Below are 15,691 nucleotides of genomic sequence, written 5' to 3'. Positions count from 1 at the left end.
AGTTCAGGCGGCCAGCGTCCCCGGCATCACCGCCCGGGGCCCGAACTTCGCCCGGGCCCGGTCCGCCACCTCCTCGATACGGCGGACCTTCTCGTCCACGGGGTCGAAGGTGAGCTGGTGGGCGGCCTGATCGGCGGGGGTCATGCCCTCGGCGCGCAGGGCGAGCGCGCGGACCCGGGCGCGCTGCAGGCCGAGCGCCTCGTACATGCCGTAGGCCGCCCGCGTCAGGGCCGCGGAGTGCGCGGTCGGCTCCGCCAGGGTGCGGCTGCGGGTGGTCGAGGTGCGGTCGGCGTAGCGCACGGTGAGGGTCAGGGTGCGGCAGACCTTCTCCACCGCGCGCAGCCGGGCCCCGATCTCCCCGGCGGCCGACAGCAGCGCCCTGCGGTGCCGGCCGGGGTCCAGCTCGTCGAGGTCGAAGGGGCGTTCGGCGGCGAGCGACCGGGAGACGGTGTTCGGCACGACCCGGCCGCGGTCGACGCCGTTCGCCTTCTCGCGCAGTTCGCGGCCCGCCTTCGCGCCGATCAGCCGCTGGAGCGTGGACAGGGGTGCGTCGGCCACCCGGCCGAGCGTGTCCAGGCCGTACTCGCACAGGGTGCGGGCGGTCGCCTGGCCCACGCCGGGCAGCGCGGCCACGGGCCGGCCGGCGAGGAACTCCGCGATGGCGTCCGGCTCCCCGGGGACGGCACGGGTGACGCCGGGGCGGGCGTCGCGCAGCGCCATGCGGGCCAGCATCGGGCCCGGTCCGGCGCCGATCGCGCAGTCGACGCCGTGCAGCGCGAGGGCGCGGACCCGGATCACCGAGGCCAGCTCCACCGCGCTGCGCCCGAAGTACCGTTCGGCGCCCCGGAGGTCGGCCAGTGCCCCGTCCGGCGGCAGCGCCTCCACGACCGGGGTGAACTCCTCCAGCAGCCCGAGCAGGCCGGGCAGGGCCGTCTCGTACATCGGCGGCAGCTGGAAACGTACGCAGAGGATGGTCATCCCGCACTCCCCGGACTCTGGTGCCACAACTTCCTTCCCACCGCGGGCCCTTCGCCCGCGGGGCGCAGATCGGCCCAGGGGTGCATCTCGTACCCCGTGGACATGCGGATCGTCCGGCCCTCCACCGGGTCCCGGGCCGCCGAACCGGCCGGCCGGGGCAGCCCGTCCGAACCGGCGGTCCGGGCCCGGGACGGACCGCCGCCGTCCCGCGGCGCGGGGCCGTCCGCGGCGCCGCCGGGCGGCCCCGCGAGGAGGGCGGCGACCCCGTCGAGGCCTTCCGCGCGGCGCACCTCCAGCAGTTCGGCGAGGTTCCAGGCGGCCGAGCCCACCACGCTGAGGCTGCGGGGGCCGCGCCGCTGCACCACGCCGCGCACCAGCAGCAGCCAGGAGTGGAAGACGGTGTGCGCGCAGTCGTCGTGGGAGTCGTCGAAGAAGGCGAGGTCGACCAGGCCCGTGCCGTCGTCCAGCGTGGAGAAGATGACCCGCTTTCCGGACCGGATCGGCGGGGTCTGGGTGGCCGCCTTGGCGCCCGCGACCAGCACCGTCTCCCCGTGCCGGACATCGCGCAGCCGGCGCGCGGTCACCACGCCCAGCTCCTCGAGGAACTCCCGGTGGTCGTCCATCAGATTGCGCGAGGCGTCCATGGACAGCACGCCCAGCTCGGCGCTGAGCCGCTCCTGCGGGGTCAGGTCGGGCAGGCCGGCCGAGGCGGTCTTCCGGCCCCCGGCGAGAGGGAGCTGGCCCCCGCCGCCGCCCCGGGCGCCCCGGTGCAGCTCGGTCAGATGCAGTTGCAGGTCACGGCGGTTGGCGCCGAACGCGTCCAGCGCGCCCACCTGGGCCAGCCGCTGGGCGAGCGGGCGGCTCGGGCGGGCCCGCTCCCAGAAGTCCAGCAGGGAGGCGTACGGCTGCCCGGCCGCGATCCGCTCCGCCTCGGCCTCACTGATGCCGTGCACGTCACTGAGGGCGAGCCGGAGTCCCCACACTCCCGATTCAGACACCAGTTCGATCCTGTGTGCGACTCCGGACACGTTCACGTCCAGCGGCAGGACCGGCACCCCGCGCCGCCGCGCGTCCGCCAGCAGCAGCCGCTTGGGGTACATCCCGGGGTCGTGCGTGAGCAGCCCGGCGTAGAAGGCGGCCGGGTGGTGCGCCTTCAGCCATGCCGACTGGTAGGTCGGTACGGCGAAGGCGACGGCGTGGGCCTTGCAGAAGCCGTAGGAGCCGAAGGCCTCGACGATCTCCCAGGTCCGCCGGATCGTTTCCGCGTCGTATCCGTTCGCGGCCGCGGCCTGTGCGAACCACACCTTGATCCGTCCCTGCGACTCCGGGTCGGACAGACCGCGCCGGACCCGGTCCGCCTCGCCGCGCCCGCAGCCGGTCAGGACGGAGACGATGTCGATGACCTGCTCGTGGAAGACGACGACCCCGTACGTGTCCTTCAGCGCCGCCTCCAGGTCCGGGTGCGGGTAGCGGACGGGCGCCCGCCCGTGCCGCGCCTCGATGAACGGCCGCACCATGTCGGCGGCGACCGGTCCCGGCCGGAAGAGGGAGATGTCGACCACCAGGTCGTGGAAGGTGCTCGGCTGCAGGCGGCCCACCAGGTCCCGCTGGCCCGGCGACTCGATCTGGAAGCACCCCAGCGTCTCGGCGGACCGGATGAGCCCGTACGTCGCCGGGTCGCCCGGCGCCACCGCGTCCAGGTCGATCCGCTCCCCCGCGGCCCGCTCCACCTCCGCGACCGCGTGCGCCATCGCCGACTGCATCCGCACACCCAGCACGTCCAGCTTGAGCAGTCCGAGGTCCTCCACGTCCTCCTTGTCGAACTGCGACATCGGCAGCCCCTCGCCGCTGGTCGGCACCACCGGCGTACGGGCGAGCAGGGAGGCGTCGGACAGGAGCACCCCGCACGGGTGCATGGCGACCCCGCGCGGCAGCGCGTCGAGACCCTCGACCAGCTCCCAGAGCCTGCCGTACTTCTCCTTCTCCCCCGCCAGCTCCTTCAGCTCGGGCAGTTCCTCCAGCGCCGTGCGGGCGTCCCGGGCCCGGATGTGCGGGAAGGACTTGGCCACGCGGTCGATCTCGGCCGGGTCCATGGACAGCGCGGCCCCCACGTCCCGGATGGCGTGCCGCACCCGGTAGGTCTCGGGCATGGAGACGGTCGCGACCCGCTCGGTGCCGAACCGGCCGATGATCGCCCGGTAGACCTCCAGCCGGCGCGCGGACTCCACGTCGATGTCGATGTCCGGCAGGACCACCCGCTCCTTGGACAGGAAGCGCTCCATCAGCAGCCCGTGCTCGACCGGGTCGGCGTGCGCGATGCCGATGAGGTGGTTGACGAGGGAGCCGGCGCCGGAGCCCCGGGCGGCCACCCGGATCCCCATCCCCCGTACGTCGTCGACCACTTGGGCGACGGTGAGGAAGTAGGAGGCGAACCCGTGGTGGGCGATGATGTCCAGCTCGCGGTGCATCCGCTCCCAGTACTCGCGCCGGCCGCCGTGACCGAGCCGCACCATCCCGGCCGCCGCCCGCGAGGCGAGCGCCCGCTGGGCGGTGCGGCGGCCCGCGCCCACGAGGTGCGCCTCGGGGAAGTGGACGGTGCCGATGCCGAGGTCGTCCTCGGGGTCGACCAGGCACTCGGCGGCCGTGGCCCCGGTCTGCTCCAGCAGCCGGTGCGCGGTGTCGCGCCGGTAGCCGGCCGCCTCCACGACCCGCTCGGCGACCGCCAGCATGGCCGGCGCGTCCTTCAGCCAGGCCTCGCCCGAGTCCAGCTCCTTGCGGGGGTCGATCGGCACCAGCCGGCGGGCGGCGTCCAGGACGTCGGCGATCGGCCCCTGACCGGGGTCGGCGTAGCGGACGGCGTTGCTGAGCACCGGCCGGACCCGCTGCTCGACAGCGAAGCCGACGGTACGGGCGGCCAGCCGCAGGGAGCCGGGGCCGGTACCCGCGCGGCCGTGCCAGACGGCCTCCAGCCGCAGCGCGTCACCGTAGACCTCGCGCCAGGGGGCGAGCAGCCGCGCGGCCCGGTCGGGGCGCCCGGCGGCGAGGGCGCGGCCCACGTCCGACCCCGGCCCGAGCAGCACGGTCAGGCCGTCGCCGCGGTTGCCGGACCAGGGCAGCAGCGGCGTGCCCTCGCCCTCGTGCGCCGCGGTGACGATCCCGCACAGGCCGGCCCAGCCGCGGGCGCCGTCCCGGGCGAGGAAGGTAGCCCGGGGGGCCGACTCGTCGATGAAGGCACCGCCCCGCACCGGGGTGCGGCGCCTCTCCCGCCGGTCGGTCTCCGGCCCGGCCACCGCCAGGTTCACGCCGAACAGCGGGCGGACCCCCGCCGCGGCGCACGCCTTGGCGAAGCGGACCGTCCCGGCGAGGGTGTCGCGGTCGGTGAGGGCCAGGGCGTCCATGCCCCGTTCCCCGGCGCGCGCGGCCAGCCGCTCCGGGTGGGAGGCGCCGTACCTCAGGGAGAACCCGGAGACGGTGTGCAGATGCGCGAAGCCCGGCACACGCACCTCCCGCACTCGTGAGCCTCGAACGGCTCTCGAACATCAGTTCCCTACTCCGCCATCCACCATACCCCCAATCTCGAACAAGTGTGCGACATCGCGATGCCCCCCTCCCACCTGCGCAAACACCCCGCCGACCGGACACGCGGTCGCCGGCCGCACGAAGTCCCGCCCCCCTCGCGCGCGGGGGCGGGACTTCGAAAGCAGGCGTCGTGCGGGTCAGCCGATCTGCGAGCCCGTGGCGGACAGCGCCTCGGTGACCGGCTGGAAGAAGGTCTCCCCGCCGGAGGTGCAGTCGCCGCTGCCGCCGGAGGTCAGACCGACGGCCTTGTCGCCGGAGAACAGCGAGCCGCCGCTGTCCCCGGGCTCGGCGCACACGTCGGTCTGGATCAGACCGCTGACCGTGCCCTCGGAGTAGTTGACGGTGGCGTTCAGGCCGGTGACCGTGCCGTCGTGCACCTGGGTGGTCGAACCGCTGCGGGTGACCTTCATGCCGACGGTGGCCTCGGCCGCGCCGGTGATCTGCTGGGCGGAGCCGTTGTAGAGGTCGACCTCGCTCGGGTGGTCGACCTGGGCCGTGTACTTGACCAGACCGAAGTCGTTGCCCGGGAAGCTGGACTGCTCGTTCTGGCCGATGACGCCGCCCGAGGAGTCGGACCAGCTCGAGATGGCCTCGGTGCAGTGGCCCGCGGTCAGGAAGTACGGCTGCCCGCCCTTGACCACGTTGAAGCCGAGCGAGCAGCGCCCGCCCGAGCCGCTGATGGCGTCGCCGCCGGCGATGAAGGGCTCGTACCGCCCCTTGGACCGCTTCAGCTCGGCCTTCCCGCCGAGCCCCTCGACGACCTTGCCCAGCCTGGTCCACTCGGCGCCGGACACCGTTCTGTCGGCGGTGACGACGACCTTGTTGGTGACCGGGTCGGTCGCCCAGGAGGTGCCCGGGATGGTCGCGTCCTGCTTCAGGGTCGAACGCGCGCCGTCGAGTTCGGCGAGCGAGTTGGCGACGACTCTCGCCCTGGCGCCGGCCGCCTCGACGGTCCTCGCGGCCGTGGCGTCGAGCACGTTGACGACGAGGCTCTTCGCCCGGGCGTCGTAGTAGCTGCCGGCCGCGCCGGAGCCGAGGTCCCGCACGAGCGTGGAGGCGAGATTTCCGGCCGCCGGGGCGGACAGGATCCGCGCCTGCGGGGCGGACTTGGCGGGCTCGCTGGCGTTCGCACTCTGGAAGGTGACTCCCGCGGCGACCAGTGCGGCGATTCCCGCGCCGGCCACGGCGATCCGCCGCCCGGGTATGCGTCGGTGCTTCAACTCACGTCCTCCTGTGGGGGATCGGCTCCGCGGGTTGTGGGGACCGCACGGGCCGGAAGGCTGGTTGACGGGCGCCCACTCTTCCGAACGGCACAGGGGGCACACAAGGTCGACTTCAGGACGCGCGCACGGAAGACGCGTGCGCCCCACCCCGCTTGAGGGTTCGCTGTCACCCCAGGGAATTCGCACTGCAAACACCCGGCGCGAGCAACGGCTCTGCGGACAGTGACCGTTGCCGCTGGCTGGAATTCGATCCTCCGCATCGGGCCGGCAGGGGCGGGCAGACGGAAGCCCCCGCACGCCAGGAGCATGCGAGGGCTCGGTGCCGTCACGACGCCGTCACGGCCGCGTCCGGCCGCGGGGACGGGGAAGGCGGTCCCGTCCTAGTAGACGTGGACTCCGTAGGCGCTCAGCGCCTCGGTGACCGGCTGGAAGAAGGTCGTACCGCCGGAGGTGCAGTCACCGCTGCCGCCCGAGGTCAGACCGTACGCCGTGCTACCGCCGTACAGCGGGCCGCCGGAGTCGCCGGGTTCGGCGCAGACGGTGGTCTGGATCAGGCCGTAGACGATGTCGCCACCGCCGTAGTTGACCGTCGCGTTCAGCGCGGTGACGCGGCCGCTGTGGGTGCCGGTCGTGGATCCGCGGCGGTAGACGGTCGTGCCCACGGAAGGCGTGGCCGCACTGGTGATGTCCTGGCTGCCCACGGCACCCGACTTGGTCACCGAGCTGTTGGTGTAGCGCACGATGCCGTAGTCGTTGCCGGGGAAGCTGGAGCCGGCCGTGGAGCCGAGCGTGGTCGAGTGCGAGGAGTTCGACCACCAGGTGCCCGCGCCGTCGGTGCAGTGACCGGCGGTCAGGAAGTAGTAGTTGCCGCTGGAGTCCTGGACGTTGAAGCCCAGCGAGCAGCGCCAGCTGCTCGCGTAGATCGCGTCGCCGCCGGAGATCAGCTTGTTGAACTTGCCGGACGTGTGCTTGACGACGAGGGCGCCCGAGTCGCCGCCGGCCTGCCGCTTGATCTTGGCGATCTCGGCCTGGGACACGGTGCTGTCGACGGTGACGACGACACGGTTGGTCTTGGAGTCCACCGCCCAGGCCGTGCCGGGGATGTCGGCCTTGAGGACGGAGTCGCTCGCCCTGGTGAGCTGGCCGGCGCTGAACGTGTGGGCGTCGCTGGCGTTCGCGGTGGGGGCGGCGAACGCTGCCGCGGCCAGGAAGCCGGTCGCCACGGCGGTCAGCCGGGTCCGTCTTGCGGTACCGCTGCGGGGAGTGTTGCGCTTGATCCTCACGTTGCATTCCCTCCCAGGGGAAGTCGAGGGCCCGCGTGGGGTCGGGGCCCGGTGAGGCGCAGTCAGGGACTCGTCCGGGGTGCCGAACAATGCTCATGCCCCTGACAAGCGCTGAGGGGGAGTATTCGGCCGAACGGCCGGTCGGCACAAGGGTGCCTTTCGGCCGTCAAGCTTTGAACCACCTATGCGCACCGGCCCCTTGACACCGACTCACGGGAGGAGCCGCCGACGAACACCGCCCACGGCCCGGCGACCGGGGGCGCCGGGTCGGTTCCGGCCAGGGTGAAGGCGGGTTCACCGGCGGGTACGGCGCCGCGCCCGCGTCCGCCGGCGCCACCCGTCCACGGCCGGGCCGCCGGACCCCGGTGGCGGTGAACACCTCATCCTCGCCATCGGCCGCCCCCGTCCCTGGCATGGCCGGAATTCACCCCTCCGGATGGTCCCCTAGCAGTCGCAGCACGAACAGCACTCACAGCATTCGCAGCACTGGCAGGCCTCGCAGCACGAGCCGTCGCAGTTGCCGCACCAGCCCTCGCGCTTCTTCCGGGACCAGGGGCCCTCGTACTCGTCGGCGCAGCACACCTTGCAGGTGCAGCACACCCCCAGGGCGGCCGCGCACCCGGCCCAGAAGCCCCGCTTGTCCGGACGCGGCGGCTCGCCCCCGAGGGGATTGCCGTACGGGTTGCCCGGCGCCGGGGGTGCCTGGTGTCCCGGGGGCGGCCCGAAGGATGCCTCGGGCGCGTGTCCGCACGAGTGGCCGCCGAACGCCCGGTCCACCGAGCGGCTCAGCTCGTGCGCGAGCAGCAGGTGGACCAGCCTGCCGTCGGTCAACTCCGCCTCGCGCAGGGCCAGCCGGATGCCGTGCAGGGCGTCGTCGGCGAGCCGGCGGGCCTCGGTGAGGGAGGTGCCGGTGGCGGTGAGCGGGTTCCAGGCGCCCGAGCGCGCGTCCGCCTCCCGGTCCTCCACGGCGTCCAGCAGGTGCGCGAGCCGGCCGAAGAGGCGGCCGGCCTCGGCGAGCGGCTCGGCGTTGCTCGGCCGGCCGGCCAGCACGGCGGTGTGCGCGAACGCGGCCGCGGTCGCCGTCTCGGTCGGCTCGGTGACGGTCAGCAGCGGGGTGCCGTACCCCGCCACGGCCTCGATGCCGATCTGCCGGTCGACGGCGTCGACGAGGACACCGGTGTCGAACCCCACGGCCGCGCCGGAGTGCGCCCCGGCCTTCCCCCAGCTCGCCGCGACCCGGCGCGCCGCGAGGGCGACCGGCCTGCGGGCCAGCAGCCCGTCCCGGTCGGCCACGTGGTCGCGCACCTTGGCGGAGGCGAGGACCAGCGAGACGGCCGCGGCGAGCCGGGCACCCTCGCCCTGGGCGACGGACGCCGTCCGCATACCGCGCAGGGCGCACGGCCCGGCGGTGCGCCGGGACCCCTCGACCGGGCCGGCCTGAGCCTCCGTCAGGACGGATATCAGCAGGCCGTCGTAGTTGGTCACGACGCGGGCGAACTGACCGTGATCACGGCGCAGGGCGAGACACAGCCCGCACAGGTGCGCCATCCACTGGGTCTTCAGACCCTCCCCCAGCCGGTGACTGCACGGCCTTACGATTCCGAACACGCCGATCCCCCGTGATGTGACTCGACCTCGAGCCGGGGCATCGTATCGGCCGACTGTCGGCTCGTATCAGGTATGCCGTTCACCCGTACGCTCCGTGTATCACCCATCCGCCGACGACAATCATATTTCACTCAGAGTCAGCAGCCGTATGAGTCACGACCCTTGGGGTACTTGGGCTCTCGACGTATCCGCTGTGCACCAGTACCGTCACAAACCCCCCGCGCGGCGTCTATCCACTTGGCGCACCGTCCGCATCATGGATGACCATAGGGATGCCGAAAGCAAGAAGACAGCTGTGAGAGGAGGCGTCCATGGGATCGGTACGCAAGGCGAGTGCGTGGCTCGGCCTCGTCGACGACAACGATGACGAGCGTTACTACGACGACGACTACTCCGAGGGCACCGAGTCCGCGGACGCCTGGGTCACGGACCCCCGGGTGAAGGTGGCCACGGACACGGCCGAGGAGAAGGGCCGCCGGATCGGCACGGTCACCCCGGACAGCTTCCGGGACGCCCGCGCCATCGGCGAACTGTTCCGGGACGGCGTCCCGGTCATCATGAACCTCACGGCGATGGAGCCCTCCGACGCCAAGCGCGTGGTGGACTTCGCGGCCGGGCTCACCTTCGGCCTGCGGGGCACGATCGAGCGGGTCGCGAACCGTGTGTTCCTGCTGACGCCCTCGAACACCGAGATCGTCAGCGGTGAGCCGGCGGCACGCCGCGAGGACGGCTTCTTCAACCAGAGCTGAGGCAGGGCCGCTCACCGGCCCTGCCTCCTTCGGGGGCTCACCGGAAGGCGTCGAGCCCGGTGAGCGCCTTGCCCAGCACGAGCTGGTGCATCTCGACGGTGCCCTCGTAGGTGAGCACCGACTCGAGGTTGGTCGCGTGCCGCATGACGGGGTATTCGAGGGAGATCCCGTTGGCACCGAGGATCGTCCGCGCCGTACGGCAGATCTCGATGGCCTCGCGGACGTTGTTGAGCTTGCCGAAGCTGATCTGCTCGGGACGCAGGCGGCCGGCGTCCATCCGCCGCCCCAGATGGTGGGCGAGCAGGATCCCCTTGTGCAGTTCCACCGCCATGTCGGCGAGTTTCGCCTGGGTGAGCTGGAAGCCGCCGATGGGCCGCCCGAACTGCTCCCGGGTCTTCGCGTACTCCACGGCCGCCTCGAAACTGCTGCGCGCCGCGCCCATGGCGCCCCAGACGATGCCGTAGCGGGCGTGCGACAGACAGCCGAGCGGCCCGCGCAGGCCGGTGACCTCCGGCAGCACCGCGCCGGCGGGCAGCCGTACGTCGTCCAGGACCAGCTCGCTGGTGACGGAGGCGCGCAGGGACCACTTGTGCTTGATCTCGGGCGCCGAGAAGCCGGGGCGGTCGGTCGGCACGACGAACCCGCGGATGCCGTCCTCGGTCTGCGCCCAGACGACGGCCACCCCGGCCACCGACCCGTTGGTGATCCACATCTTGCGCCCGTTGAGCACCCAGTCGTCGCCGTCGCGCTTGGCGTGGGTGCGCATGGAGGCGGGGTCGGAGCCGTGGTCGGGCTCGGTGAGCCCGAAGCAGCCGATCACCTCGCCGGCGGCCATCCGCGGCAGCCACTCCCGCTTCTGCTCCTCGCTGCCGAACCGGTGGATCGCGTACATCGCGAGCGAGCCCTGCACGGAGACCAGGGACCGGATGCCCGAGTCGGCCGCCTCCAGCTCCAGGCAGGCGAGCCCGTACTGCACGGCCGTGGCGCCGGCGCAGCCGTAACCGGTCAGGGACATGCCGAGCGCGCCGATGCCGCCCAGTTCCCGGGCGAGCTCGCGGATGCCGGGCAGCTCGCCCTTCTCGTACCAGTCGGCGACATGAGGCAGCACCCGGTCGGCGGCCCAGCCGCGGACGGTGTCCCGGATCGCCAGGTCCTCCGGGTCGAGCAGGTCGTCGATCCCGAGCGGGTCGGCGGCGTCGAACGGGGGCAGCTTCGCGGACGCGGACATGGGACACCCTCCGGAACACTGGAACTCACCAAAAACTAGCAGCGCTAGTTACGTCTCTCGGGGCGACGTTACGGTGCAGTCTCCCGCACGTCCAGAGCGGGGGTCAGGCCGACACCCTCGGCTTCTGCGGCTCCCGCGGGGCCGGCACCGCCCCCACCTCGGGGGCCTCGTCCGCGCCCTGCTCGCCGCACTGCATGGTCCGCGGCAGCCGCAGCGCCATCATCGCGCCCAGCAGCAGCAGCCCGGCGCTGACCAGCAGGGTCACATGCAGTCCGTGTACGAAGGAGTCCCGGGCGGCCCGGCGCAGGGCCTCACCGGCGGGCCCGCCCAGGCGCCCGGCGACCTCGTAGGCCTCACCGAGCGAGTGGCCCGCCGCCCGTGAGGCGTCCGAGGGGACGCCCGGCACCGACGTGAGGCCCGGCGCGTAGGCCTTGTTCATCACGCTGCCGAGCAGCGCGATCCCGATCCCGGCGCCGAGCTGGTACGAGGTCTCGCCGATCGCCGCCGCACCGCCGGCCTGCTCGGCCGGGGCCTCGCTGAGCATCGACTCGTAGGCGCCGAAGAGGGTGGTCTCCAGGCCGAAGCCGAGCAGTACGAAGCCGCAGAGCAGCAGCCGCGCGTTGTCCTCGCCGCCCATCGCGGTCAGTGTCACCACCGCGGCGGCGGTGAGGCAGAAGCCGGCGCCGACCATCCGGCGCGGGCCGAAGCGGCGCAGCACCCGGGCGCCCGCGAGGCCCGCCGCCATCGCCGCGACGGTCAGGGGCAGCAGCCGCAGACCCGTCCGCAGCGGCGACAGACCCAGCACCAGTTGCAGGTACTGCGCCGCGATCAGTTCGAGGCCGACCAGCGCGAGCATGGCCAGCACGATGCAGCCCACCGAGGTGCTGAACGCCGGCCGCCGGAACATCCGCAGGTCGACCAGCGGATGCGTCCGGCGCCCCTGGCGCCGGACGAAGAGGATCAGCAGCGCCGCGCCCAGCAGCAGCGGGGCCAGGGTGAACGGGCTCGCGGCGGACTCCCCGCCGCCGAGCCGCTTCACGCCGAGGACGACGCCGAACAGGCCGGCCGCCGCCGTCAGCGCGCCGGTGACGTCCCAGGGCCCGTCGCGCTCGCCCCGGGACTCGGGCAGCAGCATGCGCCCGACCGGCAGGCTGACCAGCATCAGCGGGATGTTGACCAGGAAGACCGAGCCCCACCAGAAGTGCTCCAGCAGGAAGCCGCCGAGCAGTGGGCCGACGGCCGCGCCGACGGCGGCGACCGCGCTCCAGATGCCGATGGCCAGCGCGCGCTCTCGCCGGTCCGGGAAGACCTGGCGGAGGATCGACAGGGTCGCGGGCATGATCATCGCGCCGCCGACGCCGAGCAGCGCGCGGGCGAGGATCAGCGTCTGGGCGCTCGGCGCGAAGGCGGCCACGGCGGAGGCGACGCCGAACAGGGCGTAGCCGAGGAGCAGCACGCGCCTGCGTCCGATCCGGTCGCCGAGCGTGCCGAAGAGGATCAGCAGCGAGGCACAGACCAGCGGGTAGACGTCGACGATCCAGAGCAGCTGCACGGCGCCGGGCCTGAGGTCCTCGGTGACGGCGGGGACCGCCACGTGCAGCACGGTGGCGTCGACGGCGACGAGCAGCAGGCTGACACAGAGGACGACCAGGACGACCCAGCGGTTGGCACCGGCCCCGGCCGCCCGACGGCACGGCCGAACGGCAGCCGTGGTCGTCCCGGACATGTACGTACCTCCCAGATGATCCCTCGCGTGCGGCGGATCGGCGGAGTGGGGACTCTCCGTCGTACGGCCGGAGAGGAGCGGGGTCTCCGGCCCGCGCAAACCCACGCGGGTGACTCGCCAGCGTACGCGAGTCCGTCGTGGGCACACGTGGCGGACCTCTCACACGCGGGAGCGAACCCGTGTGGCGTACGCCACCTCGCACGATGCCGCGCATGCCCGGCGGGCGGCCCGGTTCCGGACCCGGTCGATAATCGAGCCCGTGACCGACCTTGCGACGCGCGCGGCACCGGCCCGCGGCACCCTCCTGCGCCGGGCGGCCCCGGCCCTCCTCGGGTACGCGGCCGTCCGTGCCCTCGGCCTGCTCGTGCTGGCCGCGTGGAGCGCCGCGCGCGGCAAGAGCGCGCTCACCCTGCTGGGCGCGCGCTGGGACTCCCTCTGGTACTCCCGGGTGGCCGAGCTGGGTTACGGCTACGAGGTCCGCCTGCCGAACGGCGACGTCCACTCCAACCTGGCGTTCTTCCCGCTGCTGCCCTGGCTGGAGCGGCTGCTGCACGGCGTCACGCCGCTGTCGTACGCGCACGCCGGCGTGGTCGTCGCCCTGCTCGCCTCGCTTGCCGCGGCCGGGGGGATCTTCGCGGTCGCGGAGTGGGTGTACGGGCCCCGGGCGGGGGTCTGCGCGGTGCTGCTGTGGGCGGTGCTGCCCGTCGGGATCGTGCAGTCGATGGCGTACAGCGAGTCCCTGTTCACCGCGCTGGCCGCCTGGTCGCTGTACGCCGTGCTGACCGGCCGGTGGGTGGGGGCGGGTGTGCTGGCGGCGCTGGCGGGGCTGACCCGGCCGGTGGGCCTGGCGGTGGTCGCGGCGGTGTGGGTGGCGGGCGTGCTCACTTTCGTGCGCGAGCGGGGCGCGCGCGACGTGCACGACGGCGGCCACGCTTCCGGCCCGGCGGCCGGGGTGTGCGCCGGGCGCGTCGCGCATACCGACGGCGCGCACGAACCGAGGTGTGCCCCCTGCGCTCCAGAGGGCGCGCACGACATGACGCACGCTCCGTCGCGCACCCCTTGCGCTCCCTTCGCGCCCTCATGGCGCCGCTCACTCGGACTGCTCCTCGCCCCGCTGGGCGCGGCCGGCTATGTGCTGTGGGTCGGCCACCGCACCGGCAAGGGACCCCTCGGCTACCTGGACGTGCAGGCCGGCTGGCGCAACGGGTTCGACGGCGGGTACGCCTTCGCCCGCTTCGTCATCGACAAGTTCACGTCATTCCCGTCGGCTCTCGCCGGAGCGGGCCTGGTCATCGGCGTGGCCCTGCTGATCATGCTGTACGTGACCGGCGTGCGGCAGCGTCAGCCCCTCCCCCTGCTGGTGTACACGGGTGTCGTCCTCGCCCTCGCCCTGTGCGCCTCGAGCTACTTCGGGTCCAAGCCGCGACTGCTGATGCCGGCCTTCCCGCTGCTGTTCCCGCTCGCCCGCGCCCTGGCCCGGCCGCGGACCTCAAGATCGGCCCTGGTCACGGCGGGTCTGGCCGCGGCGACGGCGGTGTACGGCGCGTTCTGGCTGAACGGCTCGGGTCCTCCGTGATCGACTCCGGCGGCCGATGAGCACCTCCTGAATTCCACCCCATGATTCGGTGAACGAATTCATAAGCGCCATATAACCGCCGCCTGGAATGATCAAAGGAATTGCAGGAAGCAGGTTCACCGGATTGCGGAATCCCAGGAATTCAGCGGCTCCTGAGAGGTTTCCCACATCACATCGTCATCACAAAGCCGCTGTTTCGACCGGGAACAGAGCGCACTCACTGTAACGTCGATCGGGTGCGTACCGAACTAAACCTCACCCGGCGTCTGGACCGGGTGTTCGCCAGGCTGGACCGCGAGCCGGAACGGCCGGCCCACCTCGATGTGCCGCGGATGAGCCGGCACCGGGTCGTGCTGTTCACCGCGACTCTCGCCTTCTACCTGGCGATCGTCTGGGCCGTGGTGATCACCTCCTGGCTGGTCCGGCTCGACTGGCAGGTCATGTTCTTCCGGCCGTACCAGCAGTGGTCGGAGATCCACTGGTTCGTCGACTACTACGTGGTGCTCGGCCAGCGCGGCCCCACCGCCGTGATGGTCGCCGCCTGGCTGGGCTGGCGCTCCTGGCGGCAGCACACGCTCCGCCCGCTGCTGACCCTCGGCGCCTCGTTGCTGCTGCTCAACATCACGGTCGGCGCCGCCAAGTACGGCATGGGCCGGCTCGGCCCGCACTACGCCACCGTGATCGGCTCGAACGAGATGGGTCTGGGCGGCGATATATTTCCCAGCGGCCACACCGCCAACGCCGTGGTGACCTGGGGAATCCTGGCGTATCTGGCCTCCACCCCGACCGCGCGCCGCTGGCTGTCCGCCGTGTCGGCCGTGACCTCGCTGGGCGTCGGGATGGCCACCGTCTACCTCGGCACGCACTGGCTGAGCGACGTGCTGCTGGGCTGGGCCGCGGGCCTGCTGATCCTGCTCGCGCTGCCCTGGTGCGAGCCGCTGATCGCCCGCGCCGAGACCGCGATCTTCGATCTGCGCGACCGCTGGCGCGCCCGCCGCGGCCGTACGGTGCCGGCGCCGGCCGTGCCGGTCCCCGTGGTGCTGGGGCCGCGCACCGCGGCCGCCGAGCAGTCCGCTCCGGTCCGCGAGCCGGTGGCGTCGGTGCGCGGGCCCCGGGCGCCGATCCATCTGGCCCCGGGCCCGCACACGGCGCGTTCGGAGCGCACCCCGGTCACCCCGGCGGGCAGCCGCCGGCCGCCACACGCCGACCGGCTGCCGCGCGGCGCCTCCCAGCCCGCCCGTCCCGTCTCGGGCGGCTGACACCCGCCGAGGCGGCGGGGGTCCGGTACGCACGACTGACCCCGCCGCCACGGCGAAGGCCCCGTCCCCCTTCCGGGAGCGGGGCCTTCGCCGTACCGGGGGGTGCTCAGCCCTTCCAGGCGCGGGTCACCCGGCCGTCCCGCACCTCGAAGTTGAGCCGGCCCACCCGGTACTCCATGGTGATGATCGCGCCCGGCGGCAGCGACCGTACCGTCGACCACCCGCGCTGCCGGGCGAGCCGCTCGGCGTTCGGGGCGTCGAGGCCGACGTACCCGTCCGGACTGTCCTGGGGCTCCGCTGGCGGAGTGGGAATCGGTGCCATGCGGCCACGCTAGGCCGCATCGGGCGGCGACGGAAGCCGCGCCGGCGGCAGGCCTTCGGTCCCCCTCCTGTCACGCTTCTGTCACAGGTTCCGGAACCCGTTTTCTTCGAACTCCGTCACACGATCGGGGGTTTCCGTCTCGTTCGCCGGGGTATTCGAA

General features: G+C 73.1%; 11 protein-coding genes. 3 read left to right on the top strand and 8 right to left on the bottom strand.

All coding sequences use genetic code 11. The features are described 5' to 3' along the window. Window positions 1-3: 3 nt before the first annotated feature. From ACZ6B1_RS20375 to ACZ6B1_RS20355, 5 genes are all read right to left on the bottom strand, one after another. Window positions 4-978 (bottom strand): DNA polymerase Y family protein, encoded by a 975-nt coding sequence (locus tag ACZ6B1_RS20375; RefSeq protein ID WP_468780236.1) that lies wholly within the window; start codon window positions 976-978, stop codon window positions 4-6. Beyond that, a complete protein-coding gene (locus ACZ6B1_RS20370; protein ID WP_468780234.1) occupies window positions 975-4,475 on the bottom strand; it encodes a DNA polymerase III subunit alpha in 3,501 nt (1,166 codons plus the stop codon). Before ACZ6B1_RS20370 ends, ACZ6B1_RS20375 begins: the two co-directional genes overlap by 4 nt. 219 nt (window positions 4,476-4,694) lie before the next feature. Further along, window positions 4,695-5,777 carry a S1 family peptidase gene (locus tag ACZ6B1_RS20365; protein WP_468780232.1) on the bottom strand — a complete coding sequence of 361 codons (1,083 nt, stop codon included), beginning with the start codon at window positions 5,775-5,777 and terminating at the stop codon, window positions 4,695-4,697. Window positions 5,778-6,160: 383 nt separating this feature from the next. Continuing rightward, on the bottom strand, window positions 6,161-7,063 hold the full coding sequence (locus tag ACZ6B1_RS20360) for a S1 family peptidase (protein ID WP_468780230.1): 903 nt from the start codon (window positions 7,061-7,063) through the stop codon (window positions 6,161-6,163). 444 nt (window positions 7,064-7,507) lie between these two features. Further along, window positions 7,508-8,671, bottom strand: coding sequence for a DUF5685 family protein (locus ACZ6B1_RS20355; protein ID WP_468780228.1), 1,164 nt, complete (start codon window positions 8,669-8,671; stop codon window positions 7,508-7,510). Window positions 8,672-8,982: 311 nt separating this feature from the next. Between ACZ6B1_RS20355 and ACZ6B1_RS20350 the strand changes: the two genes are divergently transcribed. Next, complete coding sequence (locus ACZ6B1_RS20350) at window positions 8,983-9,420, top strand: cell division protein SepF (protein WP_199209989.1); 438 nt, start codon at window positions 8,983-8,985, stop codon at window positions 9,418-9,420. A gap of 37 nt (window positions 9,421-9,457) precedes the next feature. On the opposite strand, the gene ACZ6B1_RS20345 is transcribed toward ACZ6B1_RS20350, so the two are convergent. Then, window positions 9,458-10,648, bottom strand: coding sequence for an acyl-CoA dehydrogenase family protein (locus ACZ6B1_RS20345; protein WP_468780226.1), 1,191 nt, complete (start codon window positions 10,646-10,648; stop codon window positions 9,458-9,460). A 103-nt stretch (window positions 10,649-10,751) separates the two neighbouring features. Then, window positions 10,752-12,374: an MFS transporter gene (locus ACZ6B1_RS20340; protein ID WP_468780224.1), complete on the bottom strand. Its 1,623-nt coding sequence runs from the start codon at window positions 12,372-12,374 to the stop codon at window positions 10,752-10,754. A 259-nt stretch (window positions 12,375-12,633) separates the two neighbouring features. On the opposite strand from ACZ6B1_RS20340, the gene ACZ6B1_RS20335 reads away from it, so the two are divergent. Together ACZ6B1_RS20335 and ACZ6B1_RS20330 are read left to right on the top strand one after the other, a co-directional pair. Further along, window positions 12,634-13,950: a hypothetical protein gene (locus ACZ6B1_RS20335; protein ID WP_468780222.1), complete on the top strand. Its 1,317-nt coding sequence runs from the start codon at window positions 12,634-12,636 to the stop codon at window positions 13,948-13,950. 236 nt (window positions 13,951-14,186) lie between these two features. Then, window positions 14,187-15,209 carry a phosphatase PAP2 family protein gene (locus ACZ6B1_RS20330; RefSeq protein ID WP_468780220.1) on the top strand — a complete coding sequence of 341 codons (1,023 nt, stop codon included), beginning with the start codon at window positions 14,187-14,189 and terminating at the stop codon, window positions 15,207-15,209. Between the two features lie 106 nt (window positions 15,210-15,315). Here ACZ6B1_RS20330 and ACZ6B1_RS20325 read toward each other — a convergent pair whose 3' ends face one another. Further along, window positions 15,316-15,531 (bottom strand): I78 family peptidase inhibitor, encoded by a 216-nt coding sequence (locus ACZ6B1_RS20325; RefSeq protein ID WP_468780218.1) that lies wholly within the window; start codon window positions 15,529-15,531, stop codon window positions 15,316-15,318. Window positions 15,532-15,691 lie beyond the last annotated feature (160 nt).

It is taken from the genome of Streptomyces sp. NPDC041129 (assembly GCF_055592265.1).
Note: the sequence above shows the minus strand (reverse complement) of the source record. Positions and strands in the feature narration are given on the sequence as shown.

Excerpts from the sequence above, each read along its gene's own strand:
- ACZ6B1_RS20375 (WP_468780236.1), bottom strand. The coding sequence starts at position 978 with ATGACCATCCTCTGCGTACGTTTCCAGCTGCCGCCGATGTACGAGACG.
- ACZ6B1_RS20340 (WP_468780224.1), bottom strand. The coding sequence starts at position 12,374 with ATGTCCGGGACGACCACGGCTGCCGTTCGGCCGTGCCGTCGGGCGGCC.
- ACZ6B1_RS20345 (WP_468780226.1), bottom strand. The coding sequence starts at position 10,648 with ATGTCCGCGTCCGCGAAGCTGCCCCCGTTCGACGCCGCCGACCCGCTC.
- ACZ6B1_RS20350 (WP_199209989.1), top strand. The coding sequence starts at position 8,983 with ATGGGATCGGTACGCAAGGCGAGTGCGTGGCTCGGCCTCGTCGACGAC.
- ACZ6B1_RS20325 (WP_468780218.1), bottom strand. The coding sequence starts at position 15,531 with ATGGCACCGATTCCCACTCCGCCAGCGGAGCCCCAGGACAGTCCGGAC.